Annotated in this window: 24 protein-coding genes and 1 pseudogene; 10 read left to right on the forward strand and 15 right to left on the reverse strand. The window is 68.9% G+C overall.

The features are described 5' to 3' along the window. Positions 1-281, reverse strand: a pseudogene (locus EBN03_RS30220) (HNH endonuclease signature motif containing protein); the annotation flags it as partial. A 179-nt stretch (positions 282-460) separates the two neighbouring features. On the opposite strand from EBN03_RS30220, the gene EBN03_RS30225 reads away from it, so the two are divergent. Further along, entirely contained in the window at positions 461-1,255 is a 795-nt protein-coding gene (locus EBN03_RS30225) for a hypothetical protein (RefSeq protein WP_147471764.1), read from the forward strand. A gap of 69 nt (positions 1,256-1,324) precedes the next feature. Here EBN03_RS30225 and EBN03_RS30230 read toward each other — a convergent pair whose 3' ends face one another. From EBN03_RS30230 to EBN03_RS30245, 4 genes are read right to left on the reverse strand one after another with little or no spacing between them, the layout of a single operon-like run. Then, entirely contained in the window at positions 1,325-2,347 is a 1,023-nt protein-coding gene (locus EBN03_RS30230) for a prenyltransferase/squalene oxidase repeat-containing protein (RefSeq protein WP_122191579.1), read from the reverse strand. Continuing rightward, positions 2,334-3,065 (reverse strand): class I SAM-dependent methyltransferase, encoded by a 732-nt coding sequence (locus EBN03_RS30235; RefSeq protein WP_122191580.1) that lies wholly within the window; start codon positions 3,063-3,065, stop codon positions 2,334-2,336. Before EBN03_RS30235 ends, EBN03_RS30230 begins: the two co-directional genes overlap by 14 nt. 46 nt (positions 3,066-3,111) lie before the next feature. After that, positions 3,112-4,377 (reverse strand): glycosyltransferase family 4 protein, encoded by a 1,266-nt coding sequence (locus EBN03_RS30240; protein ID WP_122191657.1) that lies wholly within the window; start codon positions 4,375-4,377, stop codon positions 3,112-3,114. Then, on the reverse strand, positions 4,377-5,735 hold the full coding sequence (locus EBN03_RS30245) for a cytochrome P450 (RefSeq protein ID WP_122191581.1): 1,359 nt from the start codon (positions 5,733-5,735) through the stop codon (positions 4,377-4,379). The genes EBN03_RS30240 and EBN03_RS30245 overlap by 1 nt, the downstream gene beginning before the upstream one ends. Positions 5,736-6,118: 383 nt before the next feature. Between EBN03_RS30245 and EBN03_RS30250 the strand changes: the two genes are divergently transcribed. Then, positions 6,119-6,808 carry an MBL fold metallo-hydrolase gene (locus tag EBN03_RS30250; RefSeq protein WP_122191582.1) on the forward strand — a complete coding sequence of 230 codons (690 nt, stop codon included), beginning with the start codon at positions 6,119-6,121 and terminating at the stop codon, positions 6,806-6,808. 22 nt (positions 6,809-6,830) lie between these two features. On the opposite strand, the gene EBN03_RS30255 is transcribed toward EBN03_RS30250, so the two are convergent. Continuing rightward, a complete protein-coding gene (locus EBN03_RS30255; RefSeq protein ID WP_122191583.1) occupies positions 6,831-6,977 on the reverse strand; it encodes a DUF1059 domain-containing protein in 147 nt (48 codons plus the stop codon). Between the two features lie 28 nt (positions 6,978-7,005). Beyond that, positions 7,006-8,244, reverse strand: a complete 1,239-nt coding sequence (locus EBN03_RS30260; protein ID WP_122191584.1) for a cytochrome P450 — start codon at positions 8,242-8,244, stop codon at positions 7,006-7,008. A gap of 189 nt (positions 8,245-8,433) precedes the next feature. Here EBN03_RS30260 and EBN03_RS30265 point away from each other — a divergent pair, with 189 nt between their 5' ends. Then, a complete protein-coding gene (locus tag EBN03_RS30265; protein ID WP_122191585.1) occupies positions 8,434-8,772 on the forward strand; it encodes a carboxymuconolactone decarboxylase family protein in 339 nt (112 codons plus the stop codon). Next, the gene (locus EBN03_RS30270) at positions 8,759-9,340 is read left to right on the forward strand and encodes a carboxymuconolactone decarboxylase family protein (protein ID WP_122191586.1); all 582 of its coding nucleotides are present in this window, start codon (positions 8,759-8,761) and stop codon (positions 9,338-9,340) included. Before EBN03_RS30265 ends, EBN03_RS30270 begins: the two co-directional genes overlap by 14 nt. Here the strand turns inward: EBN03_RS30270 and EBN03_RS30275 are convergent. Next, positions 9,331-10,239 carry an alpha/beta fold hydrolase gene (locus tag EBN03_RS30275; RefSeq protein ID WP_122191587.1) on the reverse strand — a complete coding sequence of 303 codons (909 nt, stop codon included), beginning with the start codon at positions 10,237-10,239 and terminating at the stop codon, positions 9,331-9,333. The genes EBN03_RS30270 and EBN03_RS30275 overlap by 10 nt on opposite strands. A gap of 98 nt (positions 10,240-10,337) precedes the next feature. Between EBN03_RS30275 and EBN03_RS30280 the strand changes: the two genes are divergently transcribed. Continuing rightward, positions 10,338-10,943: a TetR/AcrR family transcriptional regulator gene (locus EBN03_RS30280; RefSeq protein WP_122191588.1), complete on the forward strand. Its 606-nt coding sequence runs from the start codon at positions 10,338-10,340 to the stop codon at positions 10,941-10,943. A 53-nt stretch (positions 10,944-10,996) separates the two neighbouring features. Here EBN03_RS30280 and EBN03_RS30285 read toward each other — a convergent pair whose 3' ends face one another. From EBN03_RS30285 to EBN03_RS30315, 7 genes are read right to left on the reverse strand one after another with little or no spacing between them, the layout of a single operon-like run. Next, positions 10,997-11,590, reverse strand: a complete 594-nt coding sequence (locus EBN03_RS30285) for a TetR/AcrR family transcriptional regulator (RefSeq protein WP_122191589.1) — start codon at positions 11,588-11,590, stop codon at positions 10,997-10,999. A gap of 11 nt (positions 11,591-11,601) precedes the next feature. Continuing rightward, the gene (locus tag EBN03_RS30290) at positions 11,602-13,212 is read right to left on the reverse strand and encodes an acyl-CoA synthetase (protein ID WP_122191590.1); all 1,611 of its coding nucleotides are present in this window, start codon (positions 13,210-13,212) and stop codon (positions 11,602-11,604) included. A gap of 22 nt (positions 13,213-13,234) precedes the next feature. Continuing rightward, positions 13,235-14,488 (reverse strand): hypothetical protein, encoded by a 1,254-nt coding sequence (locus tag EBN03_RS30295; protein WP_122191591.1) that lies wholly within the window; start codon positions 14,486-14,488, stop codon positions 13,235-13,237. Then, a complete protein-coding gene (locus tag EBN03_RS30300) occupies positions 14,482-15,030 on the reverse strand; it encodes a nuclear transport factor 2 family protein (RefSeq protein WP_122191592.1) in 549 nt (182 codons plus the stop codon). Before EBN03_RS30300 ends, EBN03_RS30295 begins: the two co-directional genes overlap by 7 nt. Positions 15,031-15,043: 13 nt before the next feature. After that, positions 15,044-15,235, reverse strand: coding sequence for a ferredoxin (locus tag EBN03_RS30305; protein ID WP_122191593.1), 192 nt, complete (start codon positions 15,233-15,235; stop codon positions 15,044-15,046). Continuing rightward, the gene (locus EBN03_RS30310; RefSeq protein WP_122191594.1) at positions 15,232-16,023 is read right to left on the reverse strand and encodes an SDR family oxidoreductase; all 792 of its coding nucleotides are present in this window, start codon (positions 16,021-16,023) and stop codon (positions 15,232-15,234) included. Before EBN03_RS30310 ends, EBN03_RS30305 begins: the two co-directional genes overlap by 4 nt. Further along, a complete protein-coding gene (locus EBN03_RS30315; protein ID WP_122191595.1) occupies positions 16,023-17,228 on the reverse strand; it encodes a cytochrome P450 in 1,206 nt (401 codons plus the stop codon). Before EBN03_RS30315 ends, EBN03_RS30310 begins: the two co-directional genes overlap by 1 nt. Positions 17,229-17,493: 265 nt before the next feature. Between EBN03_RS30315 and EBN03_RS30320 the strand changes: the two genes are divergently transcribed. The 5 genes from EBN03_RS30320 to EBN03_RS30340 all read left to right on the forward strand — a co-directional run bounded on the left by EBN03_RS30320 (position 17,494) and on the right by EBN03_RS30340 (position 22,548). Continuing rightward, positions 17,494-18,963, forward strand: coding sequence for an aldehyde dehydrogenase (locus EBN03_RS30320; RefSeq protein WP_122191596.1), 1,470 nt, complete (start codon positions 17,494-17,496; stop codon positions 18,961-18,963). A gap of 50 nt (positions 18,964-19,013) precedes the next feature. Further along, a complete protein-coding gene (locus tag EBN03_RS30325) occupies positions 19,014-19,763 on the forward strand; it encodes an SDR family oxidoreductase (RefSeq protein ID WP_122191597.1) in 750 nt (249 codons plus the stop codon). After that, a complete protein-coding gene (locus tag EBN03_RS30330) occupies positions 19,760-20,629 on the forward strand; it encodes an NAD(P)-dependent oxidoreductase (protein ID WP_122191598.1) in 870 nt (289 codons plus the stop codon). Before EBN03_RS30325 ends, EBN03_RS30330 begins: the two co-directional genes overlap by 4 nt. Further along, a complete protein-coding gene (locus tag EBN03_RS30335) occupies positions 20,626-21,009 on the forward strand; it encodes a carboxymuconolactone decarboxylase family protein (protein ID WP_122191599.1) in 384 nt (127 codons plus the stop codon). The genes EBN03_RS30330 and EBN03_RS30335 overlap by 4 nt, the downstream gene beginning before the upstream one ends. 111 nt (positions 21,010-21,120) lie before the next feature. Then, positions 21,121-22,548 carry an MFS transporter gene (locus EBN03_RS30340; RefSeq protein ID WP_122191600.1) on the forward strand — a complete coding sequence of 476 codons (1,428 nt, stop codon included), beginning with the start codon at positions 21,121-21,123 and terminating at the stop codon, positions 22,546-22,548. The last annotated feature ends 11 nt before the right edge of the window (positions 22,549-22,559 follow it).

A 22,559-nucleotide genomic window follows, 5' to 3' on the forward strand; every position in this document is an offset into this window, starting at 1 on the left:
ACTCGCCCGTGCGCTTCGGCGCCGGAGAGCCGGAACACGTCGGTGAGCATCCGCTTTTCCCCACGCACACCGCAGGTTTCGGGGAAGGATCGTTCAGCGGCTTCGATCAGCATGCGGTCTTGGACGGCGGCGAGTTTCCAGTAGGCGGTTTCGATGTCGCGCATGGCCTGCCACATGGCGTCGTCGGACAGTGGTGTCAGGGGGAGTTCGATGAGGGCGGTGACGGTGGACAGCAGTGTCGCCGCCGCCTGTCCTGTGTCTTCTACCCCCGTCGAAGTCATGCTTCAAGTTTACGCTCGAACCACCACACGCGCCAGGGTGGAACCCAAAGAATCTCAACATATTTGCTGGTCAAGCGACTGAACTATCGGCCGCCACAGATCTTTCGGTGGTCCACCAACGTGCGGCAACAGCATCCGTCTCCCTTCGGTATTCAGTTCATTGCCTCGCTCAGGTCGGCGTGCCAGCAGAGACGGTGTCACCCCGTGCGCATCCCCGCGGTGCGGCGGCCGCAGCCCTCCAGTACGCGAAGGCGCGTTCTCCCGGCGTGCCTACGATGAGCTGTCTCGGTGGCAGGTGCCGGGCGGGGGAGGAAGCGATGGCGAAGAAGGTCCAGCTCGGGAGGGTCGTATCACCTGACGGCCGTTGGGAATTCGAGGGCAGCATCGTGCGGTCGGGGGCGGCGGCATTCGATCTGGACGTGATGTGGGGCCTCGAGCGGTGGACTTATGCGCGATTCCATGGCGCCGACACTCTGGTGCTCGCCTTCGAATCAGGCTGGGAATATGTCGGCGACACCACGTTGGGTGGGATCTTTCATGGCGTTCTCGTCGCCACGCTCGACCAGCGGGACATGTGGTCGATTGCCGATATCGAGATGGACGACCGCGAGCCGTACGAGGACTTCGTGCCGACCGATGTCGTGTGGGACCGCAGCGGCGTCATGGGCTGGCTGCACGATGGGGTCATCGAACTGCTCGTGCTGTCAGGCCCGCGGCGCCACGTCGATCCCACACTCCCGCAAGGCATCGAGCTCACCGAGGACTTCGACCTGCTGCGCCTGGAACTGCGAGCCGAAGGAACGTGGCACGAACTCGAATTCGATCCAGTTTCTCGACTGTTGACAGCGCGCGACGCGGACGGCGCGGACTACTTCGACCTCGCCGGTGAGTATTACCGCAGGGACGAGACCGAGTGGCAGCCGATGGCCGATGTCGAGCGCTCGGGATGGTACTTCGCGTTCGCCGCGACTTGACCGTCGGATGCGCTGTGAGGCAACGGCACCTGTCGTGAGTGGGCGTGCCACCGAGCTGCCGTCGGTCGGTCAGTCCGGGCGTGCCGTGCGGAAGATGCTGTTGCCCGGGGTCGTGCGGCTCAAAGCATCAGCTGCCAGGATCACCGCCGCCGCGGTCCATGTCGTTCGTTCCTCCGGCCAGCGTTTCCCGTCTGCGAACACCAGTCCGGTCCAGTACGAGCCGTCCGGCTCGCGTAGATGCTGGATCTGGGTGAAGAGTGTTGTGGCAGAGGCGGTGTCGTTGATGGCGTCGAGCGCCAGGACCAGTTCGCAGGTTTCCGCGCCGGTGACCCAGGGGGCGTCCGAGACGCAGCGGGCGCCCAGGTCGGGGACGACGAAGGTGGTCCAGTGTGCGTCGATGCGGGTGCGGGCGGCGGGGGCGCGGATCGCGCCACTGAGGATGGGGTAGTACCAGTCCATCGAGTAGCGGCTCTTGTCCAGGAACGCTTCGGGGTGGTCGCGCAGGGCGGTGCCGAGCCGGTGGCGGGCCCGTACCCAGTCGGGGCGCGGATCGCCGAGGCGGTCGGCGAGTTCCACCGCGCAGCCGAGGCTGTGGAAGATGCTCGAGCTGCCGGTCAGCAGAGCGGTGCCCGAGTGTCCGGATTCGCCTGCGGACCAATAGATTTCACCGTACTCGCCTTGCAGGGTGAGCACGAAGTCGATTCCGGCGCGTACGGTCGGCCACAGTTCCGCCACGAAGTCGCGGTCGCCGGAGATCTGGAGGAAGTGCAGCAGCCCGGTCGCCAGGTAGGCGCAGAAGTTGGTGTCGGCGTCGTGGTTCTCGATCGTCCCCTGCCGGAACTGCATCGGCCAGGAGCCGTCGTCGCGTTGCGTCTTGGCCGACCAGACGTACGCGGCGCGGGCCAGGTCGTGCAGGCCGGCGGCGGTGAGCGCCATGGCGGATTCGACGTGGTCCCACGGGTCGGTGTGGCCGCCGGTGAACCAGGGGACAGCGCCGTCGGGTTCCTGTGCGGCGGCGATGGACGCGGCGCTGCGGGCGATCTCGCGCGCGCTCAGCACCCCGGCCACGGCCGGCAGGTCAGCGGCGCGCACCGGACACCGCCGGTTTGGTGAAGTACAGGGCCACCGACTTGCCGATCAGCGGGTTGAGCAACCGCTCGGCCGTGCGGGTCAGCCGGGGCGCGGACATCATGTCCCACACCAGCATCCGGTGATACGCGGCGACCAGCGGATGCGTGTCCCGCGAAACCCCGACCGCGCACTTGAGCCACCAGAACGGCGAGTGCAGCGCGTGCTCGAACCCCTGATGGACATACCGCACACCGGTTTCGGTGATCCGGGCGCGCAGCTCGTCGGCGCGATAGATCCGGATGTGCCCGCCCTCGTTGGCGTGGTATTCGTCCGACAGCGCCCAGCAGATGCGTTCGGGTAGCCAGCGCGGCACCGTGACCACCAGCGCCCCACCGGGTTTCAGTACCCGCACCAGTTCCGCGATCGCGCGCCGGTCCTCGGGCACGTGTTCGAGGATCTCCGAGGCGATCACCACATCGAACGCCCCGTCCCCGTAGGGCAGGTCGAGGGCGTCACCGCAGACGGTTTCGGCCTTGGCGTAAGCGGGTGCCTCGCCGGCCTCGGCCATGGCCCGGAACATGAGCTCGACGTCGGCGAGTTCGCCGGCGTTCTGATCGAAGGCGACCACGTCGGCGCCGCGACGGTACGCCTCGAACGAGTGGCGGCCCGCTCCGGCGCCGACGTCGATGAGGCGGGTACCGGCACGCACACCGAGGCGGTCGAAGTCGACGGTCAGCATTGACGCTCCTGGGGATCGAAAAGGTTCGGGCGGCTCACTGCGCGGATCATCTCGGTGAAACACCGTGCGCGGCAACCGCGGTGGTCGGCCCCGCGCGATGCCGTTCGATCGCGCGTTCGTACACCAGCGCGGTCCGGGCGCCGACCGCCGGCCAGCTGAAGATCGCGACGGCCCGCCCGCGCCCGGCGCGTCCCATCCGGTCCAGCCGCCGCGGATCACCGAGCAGCTCGTCGAGCGCCCGGGTCAGCTGGTCCACATTGCCCGGCTCGACGAGTTCCGCGCAGTCCCCGACCACTTCGGGCAGCGCTCCCGCGCGGCTGGCAACCAGCGGCGTCCCGCTCGCCATCGCCTCCACGGCGGGCAGCGAGAACCCCTCGTAGATCGACGGGATGCACGCGACCTGCGCCGACGCCAACAGCTCGGCCAGTTCCTGGTCGCTCAAACCGCTTGTCGCGGTGACGATATCGGCGAGCCCGAGTTCGGCGATCAGCTTCTCGGTCGGGCCGTTGGGTTCCAGCCGCCCAACCAGCCGCAACTCGACCTCGCGCGTATGCCGCAGCCGCGCAACGGCTTCGAGCAGATGTGCGATGCCCTTGAGCGGCTTGTCGGCACTGGCGACGGCGACGATGCGGCCGGGCACGCGGGATTGCCCACGCGGCCGGAACAATTCGGTGTCCACCCCGAGCGGTACGGTGTGCAGCTGCTCGGGCGCCACCCCGAAGTCGGCGACGATATCGGCGGCCGACGACGAGGACACCGTGAGCAGGTCCGGGATCCGCCGGGCCACCCGCCGCTGCATGCCGAGGAACCCGTACCAGCGGTGCACGAACGGTATCCGCCGCCACGGCGCCGCGGCCAGGTCCACCGCGCGGTCGCGGGTGATCGGATGGTGGATCGTGGCCACCACCGGCAGGTGCCGGGCGATGTCGAGCAGCCCGTACCCCAGGCACTGGTTGTCGTGCACGACGTCGAAATCCGCGGTGCGGGAACGTAACAGCTTCGCCACCCGGGTGCTGAAGGTGCGCGGCTCGGGGAACCCCGCGGTCCACATGGTGGCGACCTCCAGCAGATCGGTGCGATCGCGGAACTCGCGCGGGTGCGGGGTGCGGAACGGGTCGTCGTCGCGGTACAGGTCCAGGCTGGGCACTTCGGTGAGCCGGACTCGCGGGTCGAGCTGTTCGGGATAGGGCTGCCCGGAGAACACCTCGACCTGATGCCCGAGATCGGCCAGTCCGCGGCTCAGATACCGGACGTAGACCCCTTGCCCGCCACAGTGGGTCTTGCTGCGGTACGACAGCAGCGCGATCCGCATCAAACGGTCCGTTCCCGGCGCCGGTAGCGGACCGGGCACGGCTGTTCGAGCTGCACGACCATCTTGGAGTGGTCGTTGCGGTAACTGTCCGACGGCTGCGCCAGCTCGAATTCCCAGTCCCGCAGCAGAATCGAGAAGATCGCCTTCAACTGCATGAGCGCGAACGCGGCGCCCACGCACCGGTGCCGGCCGGCCCCGAACGGGATCCAGGTCCACCGGTTGACGATGTCCTCCTGCCGCGGGTCGAGGTAGCGGCCCGGGTCGAAGGTGTCGGGGTCGGGGAAGTCCTCCGGGATGCGATTGGAGATCGCGGGCGTGGCGGCCACCATGTCGCCCGGCGCGATTCCGTGCCCGCACACCTCGAATTCGTCGCGCGCGATCCGCATCAGGATGATCAGCGGCGGGTGCAGGCGCAGCGATTCCTTCAGTGCCGCTTCGAGGTTGGGGATCTGCCGCAGCGCGTTGTGGCTGACCTCGGATCCGTCGGCGTACAACTCGTCGAGTTCGGCGACGACGCCGGCGAGCGTCTCCGGGTGGCGCAGCAGCTCGATGATGGTCCAGGCCGCGGTGCCGGACGTGGTGTGGTGTCCCGCGAACATCATGGAGATGAAGATCCCGGTGATCTCGCTGGCGGAGAACCGCGGCACGCCGTGCTCGTCCTTGACCGAGATCAGGATGTCGAGCATGTCGCGGTCGTCCTTGCCCTGCGGTGGGTCGGCCTCGCGGTCGTTCATGATCGCCTGCACGAGTTCGACGAGTTGGGCGCGGGCTTCATCGCGGCGCCGGAAACTCTCGATCGGGGCGTACGGGTCCACGTAGGCGAGCGCGTCGGTGCCCTGTTCGAGCTCGTGGTAGAGGTGCGCGAAGCGGGAGTCGAGCTGGTTGCGGAACTTCACGCCGATCAGGCAGGACGACGAGGTGTAGATGGTGAGTTCGGCGAAGAATTCGAGCAGGTCGATCTCGCCCGCGTCGCCCCACTGCGCGAGCATGGCGTCGACCTCGCGCGCGATGGTGGCGGCGTGGCCCTTCATGTGGTCGGCGCGCAGCGCCTGGTTGTGCAGCATCTCCTTGCGGCGTTCCGGTGGTGCGTCGAAGACGACGCCGTCGCCGAAGATGGGCTTCATGAACGGGTAGGCCGCACCCTGGTCGAGTTCCTCGTCGCCGGCGCGGAAGAAGAACTCGTTGGCTTCGGCGCCGGTGAGCAGGATGACGTCGCGCCCGGCCAGTTCGAAGGACCCGATGTCGCCGCATTCGGCCCGGACCCGGCGCATGAGGGCGATCGGGTCGGTGCGGAATTCTTCGAGGTGGCCGTGCTCGTCCTCGCCTCCGGACACCCGTTGCGGCTTGACCAGTGTCATTGGAAGTCCTTCCCGGAATACCTGTCCAGACATGTGATGGACATGTGTCCGGACAGTACTACGGAAAATGGGTGGCGACAAGGCGCGCCCGACGTGGCGATGCGCGCGGGACCGGTTCCGGCCGGTGCCGGACCCTTGCCTTCGAACACCGAACCGAACTATATTCCGAACACCTGTCCAGGTCGATTCGGAGTCGGCACGGTGCAGGGTCACCGGCGAAATCGTCATCGCCGCAGGCACAGGCGTCCGGAGCGGACCCCGGGATGCGCTGTCGATGGAACCGACGGGATGGTTCCAGGTCGCGTGGTGGTGCCGGGGACCGGGATCGGGCACGACGCCGGGCCGGTGACCACACGGATTACGCTCGACCGAATGGAGAAGGTATGCGAGACGATGAACTCCGGACCGGCGGTCGCGCGGTGACCGGCGCGGTCGTGCATCGCAGTGGCGCGCTGCGCATCGAGCAGGTCGTCACCGCGGGCACCTTCGCGCTCGACGGCGGCACCTGGGAGGTCGACAACAACGTCTGGGTGGTCGGCGACGACACCGAGGTGGTGGTGATCGACGCCGCGCACAGCGCCCAGCCGATCCTCGACGCCGTCGCCGGCCGCACGGTGCGCGCGATCGTGTGCACGCACGGGCACAACGATCACATCGGCGTCGCCGAGGAGTTGTCCGGGCGCACGGACGCGCCGGTGCTGCTGCACCCCGGCGACGACATGCTGTGGCGCCAGGTCTATCCGGAGTTCTCGTTCGGCGCGCTGGCCGACGGGCAGCGGATCGCGGTGGCGGGCACCGAACTGGAGGTGCTCCACGCGCCGGGCCACTCGCCGGGCTCGGTGTCGCTGTCCCTGCCCGAGGCCACTGCCCTGTTCAGCGGCGACACGCTGTTCTCCGGCGGTCCCGGCGCCACCGGGCGGTCCTTCTCCGACTTTCCGACCATCATCGCCTCCATCCGCGACCGATTGCTGACCCTGCCGGTGGAGACGGTGGTGCTCACCGGCCACGGCGACAGCACCGAGATCGGTACCGAGGCACCGCATCTCGAGGAGTGGATCGCGCGCGGCTGGTGAACGGCTGTGCGGCACCGGGGATTCAGTAGGCGATGAACAGGATCTCGTCGCGCGAATAGTCGTGCCCGGGGTGGTTCGCGGCCAGATGAGCCTGCGTCTGCTCGACCAGGTCGTTCTCGTCGGTGCCGCGGATGTGTTCGCCGCACGGGCAATTCAGTCGGGTCTTCACGAATCTCTCCTTCGGTGATGTGGGCCCGCTACGCGTAGCGGACCTGCCAGCGTTTGATGCCGTTGATCCAACCCGAGCGCAGCCGTTCGGGTTCGGCGACCTGGGTGAGGTTCGGCATCGCGTCGGCGAGCGCGCCGAACATGAGCTCGATCTCCAGGCGCGCCAGGTTCGCGCCGACACAGTAGTGTGCGCCCGTGCCGCCGAATGCCAGATGCGGATTGGGGTCGCGCGCGATGTCGAACTCGAACGGGTCGGTGAACGCGTCCTCGTCGAAATTGGCTGAGCTGTAGAACAATCCGAGCCGCTGCCCCGCGCGGATCCGCTGCCCGCCCACCTCGGTGTCGGCGGTCGCGGTGCGCTGGAACGCGGTCACCGGGGTGGCCCAGCGGATGATCTCGTCCGCGGCGGTGCGCGGGCGTTGCTGCCGGAACAGTTCCCACTGCTCCGGGTGGTCGACGAACGCCTTCATGCCGTGGGTGATGGCATTGCGGGTGGTCTCGTTGCCGGCCACCGCCAGCAGGATGACGAAGAGGCCGAATTCGTCCGAGCCGAGGGATTCTCCGTCGATATCGGCGTGCACGAGCTTGCTGACGATGTCGTCGACCGGGTCGGTGCGCCGCTGTTCGGCCAGGTTCCAGGCGTACCCGAGGATCTGCACCGAGGCGTCGGTGGAGCCGGCGGTGGTGGTGGCGTCGCCGAATTCCGGGTCGTCGTAGTTGAGCATCTGGTTCGACCAGTCGAACAACTTGTGCCGGTCTTCCTGTGGGACACCGATCAATTCGGCGATCGCCTGCAACGGGAGTTCGCACGCCACCTGTTCGACGAAGTCCCCGCCGTCGTGCTTCGCGGCCGCGTGCACGATCGCCGCGGCGCGTTCGGTCAGGGTGGCGCGCAGGTTCTCGACCGCGCGCGGGGTGAACCCCTTGGAGATGATGCGCCGGATCTTGGTGTGTTTCGGTGGGTCCATGTTCAGCAGCAGCGCGCCGGTCGCCTCGATCTGCTCGGGTGTCACCTCGCCGGGCAGCCGGATCACCGAACCCTTGGCTGCGGCGGAGAACAGGTCCGAATGCCGCGAGATGTGCTTGATGTCTTCGTGTTTGGTGACGACCCAGTAGCCGCCGTCGCGGAACCCGCCGGAGGTCTCGTCGCTCTGGGCGTTCCACCACACCGGTGCCGTGCGGCGGAGTTCGGCGAATTCCGCGACGGGGTTGCGGGTCTCCCAGAGGGCCGGATCGGTGAAATCGAACCCCGGAGGCAGCAGCGCCATGGGACGTCCTTTCCGAGAAAACTGTCCAGACACATGATGGACATGTGTCTGGACGGTACTACGGTTCACTGGACGCGACAAGGCCGTCGCCGATCCGCGACGGCGCAGCCCTGACTGCGGTTGCCGGACTCTGCGACTACCGTCGGTCGGGAACCCGCTCGCACGTCCTACCGCCGCAGGAGGCGAACCATGAGCAGGACCGAAGAATTCGCGGCGCTCCGCCGCCACCTGGTGTCCCGGGTACTCGACGGCCCGGGATCCACGCCGGCGCAGCTGCGCGCCGGCGCGTTCGGCAATACCGTGGCCACCGAGCCGCTGGGCCGGTTCATCATGCTGGTCGCCGACAACTCCGCGCAGCTCACCGACGCCGACTTCGCCACGCTCTCGGCGGCGGGCTACACCGACGACCAGCTGTTCGAGATAGTCGTCTGTGCGGCACTCGGCGCGGCGAACCGGCAGTACGACGCGGCCCGGGCCGCGCTCGCGGCAGCGCTGGGCGACGAGGGGGCCGACGATGCGTCCCGCTAGCCTCGAACGCGGTATCGGGCCGGTGCCGAAGATGTTGTTCCGGTTCGTTCGCATGGTGACCGGGCGGCCGGTTCCCGACGCTGCGAAGATCACCTTCTACCGCCCCGACTTCTACGGCGCGGCCATGAAGAAGTTCACCCACGAAGCCATGCGCGGAGACTCGGCGTGGTCGGTCGCCGAGCGTGAGCTGATGGCGGCCTACATCTCCGAGGTCAATCGCGCGCCCTTCTGCGTCGGCGCCCACACCGCTACTGCCGCACAAGCTTTCGGTGATCCGGACAAGGTGGCCGCCGCGCTCGCCGATCCCGCGAGTGCCGATATTCCCGTCGGTCTGGCGGCGACCCTGGTCCTGCTCGGCACGCTGGCCCGATCCGGGCGCGTGGACGCCGCCCACGTCCGCGCGGTGCTCGCGACCGGCGTCACCGCGCAGCAGATCGAGGACGCGCTCGCAGTTGCCTTCGCATTCAACGTCACCGACCGCCTGGCCAACGCCTTCGACTTCGAGCAATTGACGCCGGAGGGCTTCGCGTCCGGCGCGAAGTACCTGCTGAAACGCGGCTACCGCTGAGCCGGTTCGGATTCCGATCCGCGCGCGGCGGGGCCACCCACTTCGAGCAGGAAGCGCTCGACGACGTCGGTGAATCGGTCCGGTTCCTCCAGCATCGGGAGATGGCCACTGGCGGTGAAGGTTTCGGCCCGGCGCGGCCGCAGTACGGTGGCGTCGAGCCGGTGGCCGGCGGCGGAGGAGAGCACGCGGTTGCGGGCACCCCAGATCGTGCAGATCGGCGGGAAGTCCGGATCGAGCAGCGCTCGGTCCAGTGCGGCGAAGGATTTCCGGAAGTCGGCCGCGATGTCGCTGTCCACCAGCGGTTGCAGCGCGCCGGGGCGGGTCCAGAGCGCGCGGAGTTCCGCGGCGGGCGAGCCGGCGCTCAGGCGTGCGCGGCTGCCGCCGGGACCCAGCTGCTGATCGAGAATCGCGGCGGCGATCGGCGCGGGCAGGCTGAGCGTGCGCAGCACGGCGAGCCGTCGCGCCACCCACGGCAGGGCGTTCGCGAGCCGGATCGCCGCCCCCAGCGGCCGCGGCCCGACCGTGGCATAGGTCGCCGGGTTGGCCAGAACCAGCGCGGTCACGGTGGCGGGCCGGCGGATCGCGTACGACAGCGCGGTGGCCGCCCCGACACAATTGCCGACCAGCGCCACCCGTTCGAGACCCTGCTCGTCGATCAGCCGCGCGAGCAGATCCGTGTAGTTGGCGAGGGTGTATTCGTCGCGGGCGCCGCGATCGGAGTCGCCGTAGCCGAGCAGGTCGAGCGCGAACACCTCGCGGTGGCGGGCCAGTGCCCGCATCTGGTGGGTCCAGACCAGCCGCGACGTGCCGAGATTGTGTAGCAGGACGACCGGCGCTCCGGCGCCCAGGCGTTCGTAGACGATCGTGCGGCCGTTGTGCTCGAACCGCTGCACTGCCATACCCGACCTCCGCGCCACTACTGAATCGACTTCCAATAGATCGTGCCGCGTTATTGAGTCCACTGTCAATAGCGGGATCGGCTGGCTAGGATCGCAGCGTGTCCGCCCCACGTACCCGGTCTCGCCTCGGCACGGCGGAACGCCGCGCGCAGCTGCTGCGCATCGGCGCGGAGAAGTTCGGCACCCAGGCCTACGACGACGTGTGGATGGAGAGCGTGGCCGCCGCCGCGGGCGTATCGGTGGGCCTGATCTACCACTACTTCGGCAACAAGAAGGCGTTCGCGGCGGCCGTCGTCGAGGCGCAATCGGAGGCGCTGCTGGCGGAGATGCGCACCGACGCGTCGCAGCCGCTCGACCGTCAGGTGCGCGATGCGCTCGATGCCTACCTGCGGTTCGTCGAGGCGAACGAGCACGGCTACCGCGCACTGCGCAACGCGGCCGCCATGGCCGACGAGGACGTGCGCGCCATCGTCGACCGCAATACCGCCGAACTCGAACGCCGGATCGCCGCGGCGCTCGGCTGTTCAGCCGCGGTGCCCGCCGATGTGGCACTGACCGTCCACGGCTGGGTCGCGTTCACTGTGGCCGTCTGCCTACGCTGGCTCGACGACCGCGGGATGGACCGAGACGCGGTCCGCGACCTGTGCGCTCGCGCCCTGCTGCGCGTGGTCGCACCCCCGGAAATGATCTGCCCGCCAGAATGATTCGACCGTGGCCGGATCGGACGGCCGATTGCTGTGTCGGAGAGTCGCGGTCGCTAACTCTCCGGGGCCGGGTCCGCGAGGACGCGGCGCACGCAGGTGTCGAGCAGGTCGGCGACCTGGGCGTAGGAGAGCAGGCCCATGCCGCCCTGGAGCAGGGCGCCGGAGTACAGCAGTTCCAGCATGGCCAGGCGCTCGGGATCCTTCGACCCGAGGGCCACGGTGAGCCGCTGGCGGATCTCGCGGCCGATCCGGATGCGCAGGTGCTTCACGTCGGGGTCGTCGCCGAGCAGGGCGGTGCTGACGGCGCCGGCGAGCGCGGGCTCGTCGGCCACCAGCATCGAGACCTGCCGCAGGACGGCGGCCACCCGGGTGGCCGGGTCGGTGTCCTCGGTCGGTTCGGGCGGATTGGCGATCAGGCGGCGCCAGAACACCTCCGAGATCAGGTGTTCCTTGGAGGAGAAGTAGGTGTAGGCGGTAGCGGTGCCGACGCCCGCGGCGGCGGCGACGAGCCGTATAGTGGTGCCGGAGTATCCTTCTCGGGACAGCACTTCGACCGCGGCCACGGTGAGCCGATCGACGGTGTCGGCCTGCTTCTCGGTCAAGCGGCGCCGAGTTGCTTCGATACCGGTAGACGCTAGTTCGGACATGTGTCTGGATTCTACTCGACCCGGTGGTCCGGCGAACGCTCGGCGGTCCGGTCGCGAGCCCACCGATAGTCCGGCTTACCGCTGGGCGAGCGCACGATCGTCTCGGCCACCCAGATACTGCGCGGCACCTTGTAACCCGCCAGGTAGCGGCGCGCGTGACCGGTCAGCGCCGCGAAATCGACATCGGAATCACCGGCCACCGATACGACGGCCGCGACCTGCTGTCCCCAGCGCTCGTGCGCGATCCCCACCACCACGGCGTCGAACACCGATTCGTGGGATTTGAGCACACTCTCGACCTCCTCCACGAACACCTTCTCGCCGCCGGTGTTGATCACCATGTTGCCGCGCCCGATCAGTGTGATGTGGCCGCCCTCCTCGGCCCGTGCCCGGTCGTCGGTGATCACCATCCGCTTGCCGTCGACCGTCTTGAACAGCCGCTCGGACTTCTCGGGATCCTTGTAGTAGCCCAGCGGCACCGCACCGGTTTTCGCGAGCCAGCCCTCCGCACCGACCGCCACCGGTGTGCCGTTCTCGTCCACGACCACCGCGCCACGCCCGGTCTGCACCCGCGGCCCGCGACCCGGATCGTCGTCCTTGGTGGCGTAACCGATTCCGCCGAATCCGGTTTCGGACGAGCCGATGGAATCCGAGATCAGCCGATCCGGAAAGTTCTCCAGCAGCGCGTTCTTCGTCGGCTGCGACAGCAGGGCCGCACCTGAGGCGATCACCATCAGCGAACTCACATCCGAGGGCGCCGCGATGTAGGCGTCGAGCAGTGGCCGGGCCATCGCGTCGCCGGTGAGCACCATGACGAACGGCTTCTCTCGTGCCACGGTCGCCCAGATCCGCCGCGGATCGAAGCTCGATTCGAAGATGACCGTGGCGCCGGACCACAGCGCGTTGAAGGTGGGCATCATGCCGGCCGCGTGGATCAGCGGCGGCAACATCAGCCAGGTCGTCGGCGGGTTCCCGGTGCCCACCCGGGACTGCTGGTACTCGTCGGCGACCGGCTCGTTGGTGTAGAAGTCGATCCCGCCGCCCAGCACCCGCCACATGTCCTCCTGGCGCCACATCACGCCCTTGGGCATGCCGGTGGTACCGCCGGTGTACATCATGAACAGGTCGTCGGCCGACCGCTCCCGCGCCACCCGGCCGGGGGCGCCGGCCGCCATGGCCTGCTCGTAAGGCGTTGCGTCACTGGCGATCGCGTCGCTGCCCAGATCGTCGTCGACCACGAACACGTGCCGGACCCCGGGCACTGCCGCCAGCGCGGCCTGCGCCGCCGGCGCGTAACTGCGGTGGTACACCAGCGCGTCGAGATCGGCGTTGTCGTAGAGGTAGCGCAGTTCCGGCGCGCCGTATCGGTAGTTCACGTTGATCGGTACCGCGCGCAGTTTGAACGTGGCGAGCAGGGTTTCCATGGTCTCGATGCTGTTGTGCATCTGGAACCCGATGTGCGCGCTGGTATCCAGGCCGAGCGAGGTGAAATACGAGGCGAGCCGGTCGGCCCGCTCGTCGAGCTCGGCGAAGGTGACACGGCGGTCGCCGTGGATCACGGCGGTACGCTCGGGCATCGCGTCGACCGCGTGCTCGAACAGGTCGGCGAAGTTGGACGCCATGGGTTTCCCTCTCGAAGGCAGTTCAGAGGACGGTCAGTGGCAGCGGGATGCCGCGGTCGGCGAAGCGGAAGTCGGCACCGGTGGAGAACCGGGTGATGGCGACCTCCCCGGATTCGCGGAACGGCTTGTCCGCCTTGCCGAATCGCACGGTCAGCCCGTCGGCGTCGTCGGCCGCGACCTCGGCCGTGTAGTGCGGGTCGACCCCGCGGGCCATGGCCGCCACGGCGCCCAGGTGTTCGGCGTCGATCAGGGCCGGCCAGGTGCCGTCCACGGTCGCGCCGCCGGCCTTCGGCAACCACAGTTGCACCCCGGACGTGGTGAGCTCGATCCGAGCCCCGCTGTAGCGCAACGGGTTCCATGCGGGATGCAGGCGCAGCACCTGGGCCAGCGCCGCGTCGTCGGTGCCGAGCCCGAGGGCGTCGCGCAGCCGCTCGGACGTCAGTCCGGCGATGCCGGTGAACTGGGCGCGGCCGATCCGGGCGGTCTCCGCGGCATCGGCCCGGCCGCCCACCGCGATCAGGAAGGCCAGCGTCAGCAGGTGATGCTGCAGGCACACCTCGTCGGCCATCCGGATCAGCGCCGACCGCGAGAAGTCCGCGAACCGCAGGTCGCTGAGCAACGGGCCCGAATAGTCGCCCATCCCTTCGTCGTTCGGGTCGATCGGGTCGAGTTCCACTGCGGCCGCCCGTGAATTCGCCGCCCGGTGCGCGTTCGCCGGGGCGGGTGGCGGCACATGCGAGTCGTCGATGGTCACCGTCCACGCGCACACCGGCTTCCGGTCGGCCGGTACGCGTGGTGGCCGGTGGATCGGGCGGACCTGGGCCTTCGGGTTGGTGGCCAGCGCGGTGGCGTCGAAGGTCGGGTCCTCGATGTCGTGGCACATCGAGAACACGAACTCCTCGCCCATCGGCTCCACGTCGGCGAGCGCGCCGCAGTGGTCGAGCCAGAACTCGCCGTGATCGTGGTCGTCGACCCGGTAGCGGAAGTCCATGAACTGCGGGGGTGCGCCGATATCCAGCTGCAGCCCTTTGAAGATCGTCTCCACGCTGTCGCCCGCGTAGCCGAGCGCGCGCCGCATGCGGCGAGTGTAGACCGGGCTGGCGACCTGCCATTCCTCGATGGCGACCTGTGCCATGCCCTCCCGGCCGAACGCGGCGATGCTGTGCGCCATCCCGGACCGGTCGATCAGGTGCCCGCTCAACAGCAGTTCGGGCACCAGGATCGCGAGTTGCTCGCGGGTCAGGTCCGCGTAGGCGCTGCGGGCCGGGGTCACCACAGCGGCACCGGCCCCTTGCCGATCGGGTACCAGCCGGGCAGCGGGCCGGCGACCGATCGCTCGATCCGCTTGGTCATGCCGTCCGACAGCGCGTTCGCGGTGATCATCTCGAGAAACAGCGCGCTCACATTGCCGAAGTCGAAAAAGTCACGCTGCCAGGACCATTGGAAGTCTCCGGCGTAGCGGAACCAGCTCCCGCCGATACCCTGTGGCGAGTAGTGACTGCCGTCCGGGCGGGTGTTCTCGTTGACCTGCTTCCACAGGCCGATCAGGTTGCCGGTCCGGTCGTCGATCACCCAGTCCTGGTACGGATAGGTCCAGCCGTCCAGGCCGTCCATCTCGGTACCGAGGGCGTAGTCGCGGATCTCGTCGCGCCCGACGGCCATGAACTCCTGGGTGGGCCCGTAGTTCCAGCCGTAGGTGGCGTCGACGGTGTAGAAGTCGGCCAGTGGCCGCCAGTCCCCGGCGGCTTCGCAGTCCTGGTTGGCCCGCAGCCAGCGGGCGACCATTTCGTCGAGCTCGGCACGGTCGAATTCGGCCATGACGGTGGTCCTTTCACTCGGTGATCGACAGGGCCCGGGTGGGGCAGTAGCGCACGGCGGCCTCGACGGCGGCGCGAGCATCGGGATCCGGTGTGGCGCAGAGGATCTCCACCTTGCCGTGTTTGGGCACGGTGAAGATCCCGGGCGCTTCCTCCTGGCAGGCGGCGTGACCCTGACACAGGTCGAGGTCGACGGTGATCTTCACGAGGCGCTCCGCGGGTCCTGGACGCGCGCCTCGGGCTGCACCTCGGTGAGCTGGATGTGGGCGCCGCGCGGCGCGGACACGACCGCGGCGATGGCGGAGGCCAGATTGCGCGCCTTCAGCATCTCCGAGTGCCGGGCGAAGCCGAAGCGCACCCAGTCCGCCAGCACCGGGGTGATGATCTCGGCGGTGGTGTCGGTGCCCATCCCGGTCATCGTGGGGCCCGGGCGGACCAGCGAGGCGCGAACTCCCGTGCCCTCCAACTCCATCCACATCTGGCGGGCCATCGCCTCGACCGCGGACTTCGCGGCCGGATACGCGCCCGAGCGAGGGCGGGGCTGGACAGCGGTGTCGGAGCTGATCATGACGAAGTCGCCCCGCTGCCGTTCGACCATGCCGGGCACCACGCGGTGGATCAGCCGCTGCACGCCGAGCAGGTGCACGTTCACCTGTGCCGCGAAATCGTCGGGATCCATCTCGTGGACCTTGCCGAAACGCAGGTCGCCGGCGCCGGAGACCACGATCTCCGCGGTGCCCAGCGCGGCCTGGGCGCCGGTCACGAACTCGTCCACCGATGCGCGGTCGGTGACGTCGAGCCGGCCGGCCCAGGCCTCGCCGCCGTTGGCATTGATCTTCGCGGCCAGTTCCGCGCACAGGTCGACGCGGCGCGCGCCCAGCGCCACCGGGTAGCCCAGTGCGGCAAGGGTTTCCGCGGTGGCGGCGCCGATGCCGGAGGAGGCGCCGGCAATCAGGGCCGGCCGGCGGTCGGGATGGGGTTCGAAGCGGGGCATCAGCGGCCTTTCACGGTGACGGGGAGTTTCGCGAAACCACGCACGCTGGTCGAGTGGACCCGCTCGATGCCGGAGTCGACCAGCTGGTACGCGCCGACCCGCGACACGAATTCGCGCAGTGCGATGGTGGTTTCGAGCCGGGCGAGGTGCGCGCCGAGGCAGAAGTGCACGCCCGCACCGAAACTGGCGAGGTTGCCCTTGCCCGGCCGGTCGATGCGGTAGGTGTCGCCGTCGTCGAACACGGCCGAATCGCGGTTCGCCGAGCCGATCAGCAGCAGTACCTTCGCGCCGGCCGGAATGGTCTCGCCGTACATCTCGATATCGGTGGCGGCACTGCGCGCGATGATCTGGCTGGAGGTGTCGTAGCGCAGGGTCTCCTCGACCCAGTCCGCGACCAGTTCGGGATCCGCGACCACCTTCGCGAATTCGCCGGGATTGCGGCCCGCCCAGTAGATCGCGTTGCCGAGCAGTTTGGTGGTGGTCTCGTTGCCGGCCACCACCATCAGGAACATGAACGCGATGATTTCCTGATCGGTGAGCTTGTCCCCGTCGATCTCGGCGTCCAGCAGCGCGGAGGTGAGGTCCGCGGTCGGGTTCTTCCGTCGCTCGGCGACCATCTCGGTGTAGTAGCCGATCAGCGCGAGCGCGGACTCGATCGCCGCCATCGGCACGTCGAGCACGCCTTCTTCCCGGTGCACGACCAGGTCGGCGAGCCGGCGCAGTTCGGCGCGGTCGGGCTGGGGGACACCCAGGAGCTCGGAGATCACGTCCATGGGCAGCTTGCCGGCGAAGTCTTCGATCCAGTCGAAGGTGCCGCGGCCCAGGGCCGGTTCGAGGTGTTCGAGGGTGAGCTCGTGGATGCGCGCGTCCATCTCGGCGATCCGGCTCGGAGTGAAGCCCTTGAAGACCAGTTTGCGCATCCGCATGTGGCGGGGGTCGTCCATGGCCAGGAAGGACATGGTGTGGTGCGCGTGCGGTCCCCAGGCGGCGGGGTCCAGGGAGACGCCCATGGCGCTGGACAGTCGCACGTTGTCCCGGAATCCCGCGATCACGTCGCTGTGCCGCGACAGCGCCCAGAAGTCGAGCTCCGGGTTGTGGTAGAGCGGCGCGTCGGCGCGCAGTCGCTCGTAGACCGGGTACGGGTCGTCGTGGAAACGGTAGTCGTACGGGTCGAAGGTGAACGGCTCCAGGGAGGCGGACGTCATCTCGGATACCTCGCATTCGGTCGCGGGTCATGCCCGGACCGGACGGAACCGCCCCGTCCCGAAGACACATAGCTGGACATGTGTCTGGACAGTATCACCGGCAGTGGTCCATCACAACGGAATGTTTCGAATACGGTGTGTACCAGTGCGAACGTCCCCGGTCACGGGCTCGGGGTGTGGACGCCGTCGCGCCGATTCCTTGCGCCGGGCCGATGATCCGAACTATATTCCGAACACCTGTCCAGACATGCATCGGAGTCAACGTATGAACAGCCTCGTCCCGAGCACGGGCACGCCCCTGCTCATCGGCGGCAAGCTGGTCCCGGGCGGCCGGGGAGTCTTCGCGACGATCGACCCGGCCACCGAGGAAGTCCTCGGCTACGCCGCCGACGCCTCGGCCGAGGATCTGGACGCGGCCGTCGGGGCCGCGCGCGCGGCCTTCGACGACACCGGCTGGTCCCGTGACCCCGCGTTCCGGGCGCACTGCCTGCGCCAGCTCCGCGACACCATGCGCGACCACATCGAAGAACTGCGCCAGATCACCGTCGCCGAGGTGGGCGCGCCCGTCGTGCTCACCAGCGGCCCGCAACTCGAAGGGCCGGTGAACGACCTGTCGTTCGCCGCCGACCTGGCCGAAAGCTACAGCTGGGAAACCGATCTCGGTACCGCGGTGCAGATGGGCAGCACCAGCCGCCGCGTGCTGCGCCGCGAGGCCGTGGGCGTCGTCGGCGCCATCACGCCCTGGAACTTCCCGCACCAGATCAACCTGGCCAAGCTCGGGCCCGCGCTGGCCGCCGGAAACACGGTGGTACTCAAGCCCGCACCGGACACCCCGTGGTGTGCGGCCGTGCTCGGCGCGCTCATCACCGAGCACACCGACATCCCCGCCGGCGTGGTCAATATCGTGACCTCCTCCGACCACGGCGTCGGCGCCCGGCTGGTCGAGGACCCGCGGGTGGACATGATCACCTTCACCGGATCCACCCGGACCGGGCGCGCGGTCATGGCAAGTGCGGCACAGACACTCAAGCGCACCTTCCTCGAACTCGGCGGCAAGTCGGCCGCGGTCGTCCTGGACGACGCCGATATCGCGGCGGCCGCCGCCTACACCGCCTTCTCGGTCGCCGTGCACGCCGGTCAGGGCTGCGCGCTCACCACCCGGATGCTGGTGCCGCGCGAGTCCTACGACGCCGCGGTCACCGCTGCTGCGGGGACGCTGAGGGGGCTGAAGGCGGGCGACCCGACGAAGCCCGGAACGATCTGTGGCCCACTGATTTCCGCCGCCCAGCGGGAACGGGTCGAGCGGTACCTCGACATCGCGCGCGCCGAAGGCGGCACGATCGTGGTCGGTGGCGGGCGCCCGGCGGGCGCCGAACGCGGGTACTTCGTCGAACCGACCCTGATCAGCGGCCTGCCCAACACCGCCACCGTCGCCCAGGAGGAGATCTTCGGGCCGGTGCTCGTGGTGGTCCCGCACGACGGTGACGCGGACGCGATCCGGCTCGCCAACGAATCCCCGTACGGGCTCTCGGGTTCGGTGTGGGGCACCGACCCCGACCGCGTCGAGCGGGTCGTCGCCGGAATCCGCACCGGCACGCTGAGTGTCAACGGCGGGCTCTGGTATCACGCCGACGCTCCGTTCGGCGGCTACAAGCAGTCCGGCATCGGCCGTGAAATGGGTGTGGCGGGCTTCGAGGAGTACCTCGAAACCAAGCTCGTCGCCAGCCCCGCCTGAGCGCCCTCGTCGGCGTGCCCACTAGATCTCCCGGAAGGACCACGAACTCCATGAATCGTTTCACCGGCCGCACCGCCATTGTCACCGGCGCCGCGCAGGGGATCGGCGCCGTCTACGCCGAAGCCCTCGCCGCCGAGGGCGCCAACGTCGTCGTCGCCGACCTCAACGCCGAGAAGGGCGAGGAGACCGCCAAGCGGATCACCGCCGCCGGCGGCACCGCCGTCTTCCACACCGTCGACGTCGCCGACCCCGAATCCGCCACGGCCCTGGCCGAATTCACGGTCGCCGAGTTCGGCGCGATCAACCACCTGGTCAACAACGCCGCCATCTACGGCGATATGAAGCTGAACCTGCTGCTCACCGTGGACTGGGACTACTACAAGAAGTTCATGAGCGTGAACCTCGACGGTGCGCTGAACATGACCCGCGCGGTGTATCAGCCGATGCTGAAGGCCAAGGGCGGCTCGATCGTCAACCAATCCTCCACGGCCGCCTGGGTCTACTCCAGCTTCTACGGTCTGGCCAAGGTCGGCATCAACGGTCTCACCCAGCAGCTCGCCACCGAACTCGGCGGGTCGAAGATCCGGATCAACGCCATCGCGCCCGGCCCGATCGACACCGAGGCCACCCAGGCCGTCACCCCCGACGTCATCGTCAAAGACATGGTGTCGCGCATCCCGATCAAGCGGATGGGCACCCCGCAGGACCTGGTCGGCGCCTGCCTGTACCTGCTGTCCGACGACGCCGCCTGGGTGACCGGCCAGATCCTCGCCGTCGACGGCGGGCAGATCATCCGATGACCGAAACCACCGGTGTCCCGGTCGGATTCATCGGGCTGGGCAATATGGGTGCGCCGATGGCGCGCCGCTTGCTGGAGTGGCCCGGCGGGCTCACCGTGTGCGACGTGCGCCCGGAGGTGACCGAGCCGTTCGCCGCGGCCGGGGCCCGGGTGGCCGCCGACCCCGCCGAACTCGCCGCACACGCGCGGGTCATCTGCGTCACCGTCATCGACGACGCCCAGGTCACCGAGGTGGTGCACGCGATCCTGCGCACCGCCACACCCGGCACGGTGATCGCGGTCCACTCGACGATCAGCGACCGGACCGCCGAGACCCTGGCCGCGGTCTGTGCCCAACACGACGTCGAATTCGTCGACGCCCCGGTCAGCGGCGGCGCGCCCGGCGCCACCCGCGGGCACCTGGCCGTCATGGTCGGCGGCAGCGACGCGGCTGTCGCCGCCATTCGGGAACCGTTCGGCTGCTTCGCGAATCTGATCGTGCACGCCGGCCCGGTCGGTGCCGGCACGCGAATGAAGCTGGCGCGCAACCTGCTTCACTTCGTGGCGTTCACCGCCGTCACCGAGGCGCAGCGCCTCGCCGAGGCCGCCGGGCTGAGCCTGGTGAAACTGGGCAAGGTGGTGCGGCACTCCGACGCCGAGACCGGCGGTCCGGGCGCGATCATGTTGCGCGACACCACCGCCGCGATCCCGGAAGACGACTTCTGGTATCCGATCCTCACCCACGTCCGCAACCTGGGCGAGAAGGACCTGTCCCTCGCCCTCGAACTCGGCGACCGCCTGCACGTGCCGCTGCCGCTGGCCCAGCTCGCCCGCGACGGCCTGGGCGCCGGCCTCGGCGTCCCCACCCCCGCAAAGGAGCAATCATGACCGCCGACAACGAAACTCGCGACGAGGTCCGCGCCCGCGGCCTGGCCAAGATGAGCGAGGTCTACGGCTGGGAATTCTCCGACGGCCCCGGCGACTACTTCGCCATCACCGCCGACCACGTGTTCGCCGACATCTGGTCCCGCCCCGGCCTCACCATCCGCGACCGCCGCCTGCTACTGCTCGGCGCGCTCTCCGCCCAGGGCCTGTTCGACATCGCCGAGATCCAGGTCGGCGCGGCCCTGCGCAACGGCGAACTCACCGAGGACCAACTCCGCGAGATCGCGATCTTCCTGTGCCACTACGTCGGTTGGCCCTCGGGCACCAAGTTCGACGGCGTCGTCGGCAAGGTCGCCGCCCAGGAGAAGCGCAACAAGTCCTGACCCCGCGTGGTGAGCGTTCGGAGCATCTACACGAGCTTTTCAATTATTGGAACGCTCAAATCCCGCGAATACCGTTCAGAACGACGAAAGAACGATTCGCAGGAGGAAACGGTGTCGGTCTCCCAACGCCTCACCCTGGCCGTGTTGTCCGCGGCCGCGCTCATCGACATTCTGGACGGCAGCATCGTGACGGTCGCGATGCCGGCGATCCAGCGAGATCTCGGCTTCGGTGCGGCCGGCGTGACCTGGACGGTCAACGCCTACCTCATCGCCTTCGCCGGTCTGCTGCTGCTCTCGGGCCGCATCGGCGACCTCGTCGGCCGCAGCCGGATGTTCCTCGCCGGGAACGCGGTGTTCACCGTCGCGTCCCTGCTGGCGGGTGCGGCGCAGAATACGACCACGCTGATCGCGGCCCGCTTCGCACAGGGGATCGGTGGTGCGCTGACGGCCTCGGTCGTCCTCGGCATCCTCGTGACCCGGTTCCCGGGGGAGCGCGAACGCGCGCGGGCCCTGGGTGTCTTCAGTTTCACCGGTGCCGCGGGCGCATCGATCGGCCAGGTGCTCGGCGGCGTGCTGACCGATGCGCTGAACTGGCACTGGATCTTCCTGATCAATGTGCCGATCGGTGTCGCGGTGGTGGTGCTGGGTGCGCGGGTGCTGCCGGCCGACCGGGGTGCCGGGCTCGCCGCCGGTGCCGACCTGCCCGGCGCGGTCCTGGTGACCGGCGGACTCGTGCTGGGCAGCTACACGATCGTCGACATCGGCCGGTACGGATGGGTTTCCGCGCACACGCTCGGCTTCGGTGCGATCTCGACGGTGCTGCTCACCGGCTTCGTGATCCGGCAGGCAACCGCTCGCACACCGTTGCTCGCGCTGCGGGTCTTCCGCTCGCGCAAGGTTTCCGGCGCGATCGTGGTCCAGATGCTGACCCTGTCGGCCATGTTCGCCTTCCAGGTCGTGGTCGCGCTGTACATGCAGCGGGTGCTCGGATACACCGCACTGCAGACCGGCCTGGCCATGCTGCCCGCCGCGATCGGCATCGGCGCGGTATCGCTGTTCGCTTCGGCGCCACTGAGCGCCCGATTCGGTACGCGCAACGTCCTGTTCGGCGGACTGGTGCTGTTGCTCGCCGGCATGACCTGGCTCACCCGGGTCCCGGTGCACGGTCACTACGTCACCGATCTGCTGCCGATGATGGTGGCGATCGGCGGGGGCGGACTGGTGCTGCCGGCCCTTGCGGCCCTGGGCATGTCGGGCGCGAGTGAGCGGGACGCCGGTGTCGCGTCCGGGCTGTTCAACACCACGCAGCAACTCGGCATGGCCCTCGGGGTCGCCGTGCTGTCCACCCTGGCCGCCGCGCGGGCCGAAAACCTCAGCGCCGCAGGGATGTCCGAGGCGGCAGCGCTCACCGGCGGCTATCGGCTCGCTTTCCTGGCCGCGGCGGTGTCGCTGGCCGCGGCGCTCGCCGTGACGGCCGTGGTCCTGCGACCCGCGACCCCCGCGGAAGCGGTGAGCGAGCTGCCGGTCCCGGTGAACTGATCGTCGATCCC

The sequence above is a fragment of the Nocardia stercoris genome, assembly GCF_003696265.1.
GTDB classification, from domain to species: Bacteria; Actinomycetota; Actinomycetes; order Mycobacteriales; family Mycobacteriaceae; genus Nocardia; species Nocardia stercoris.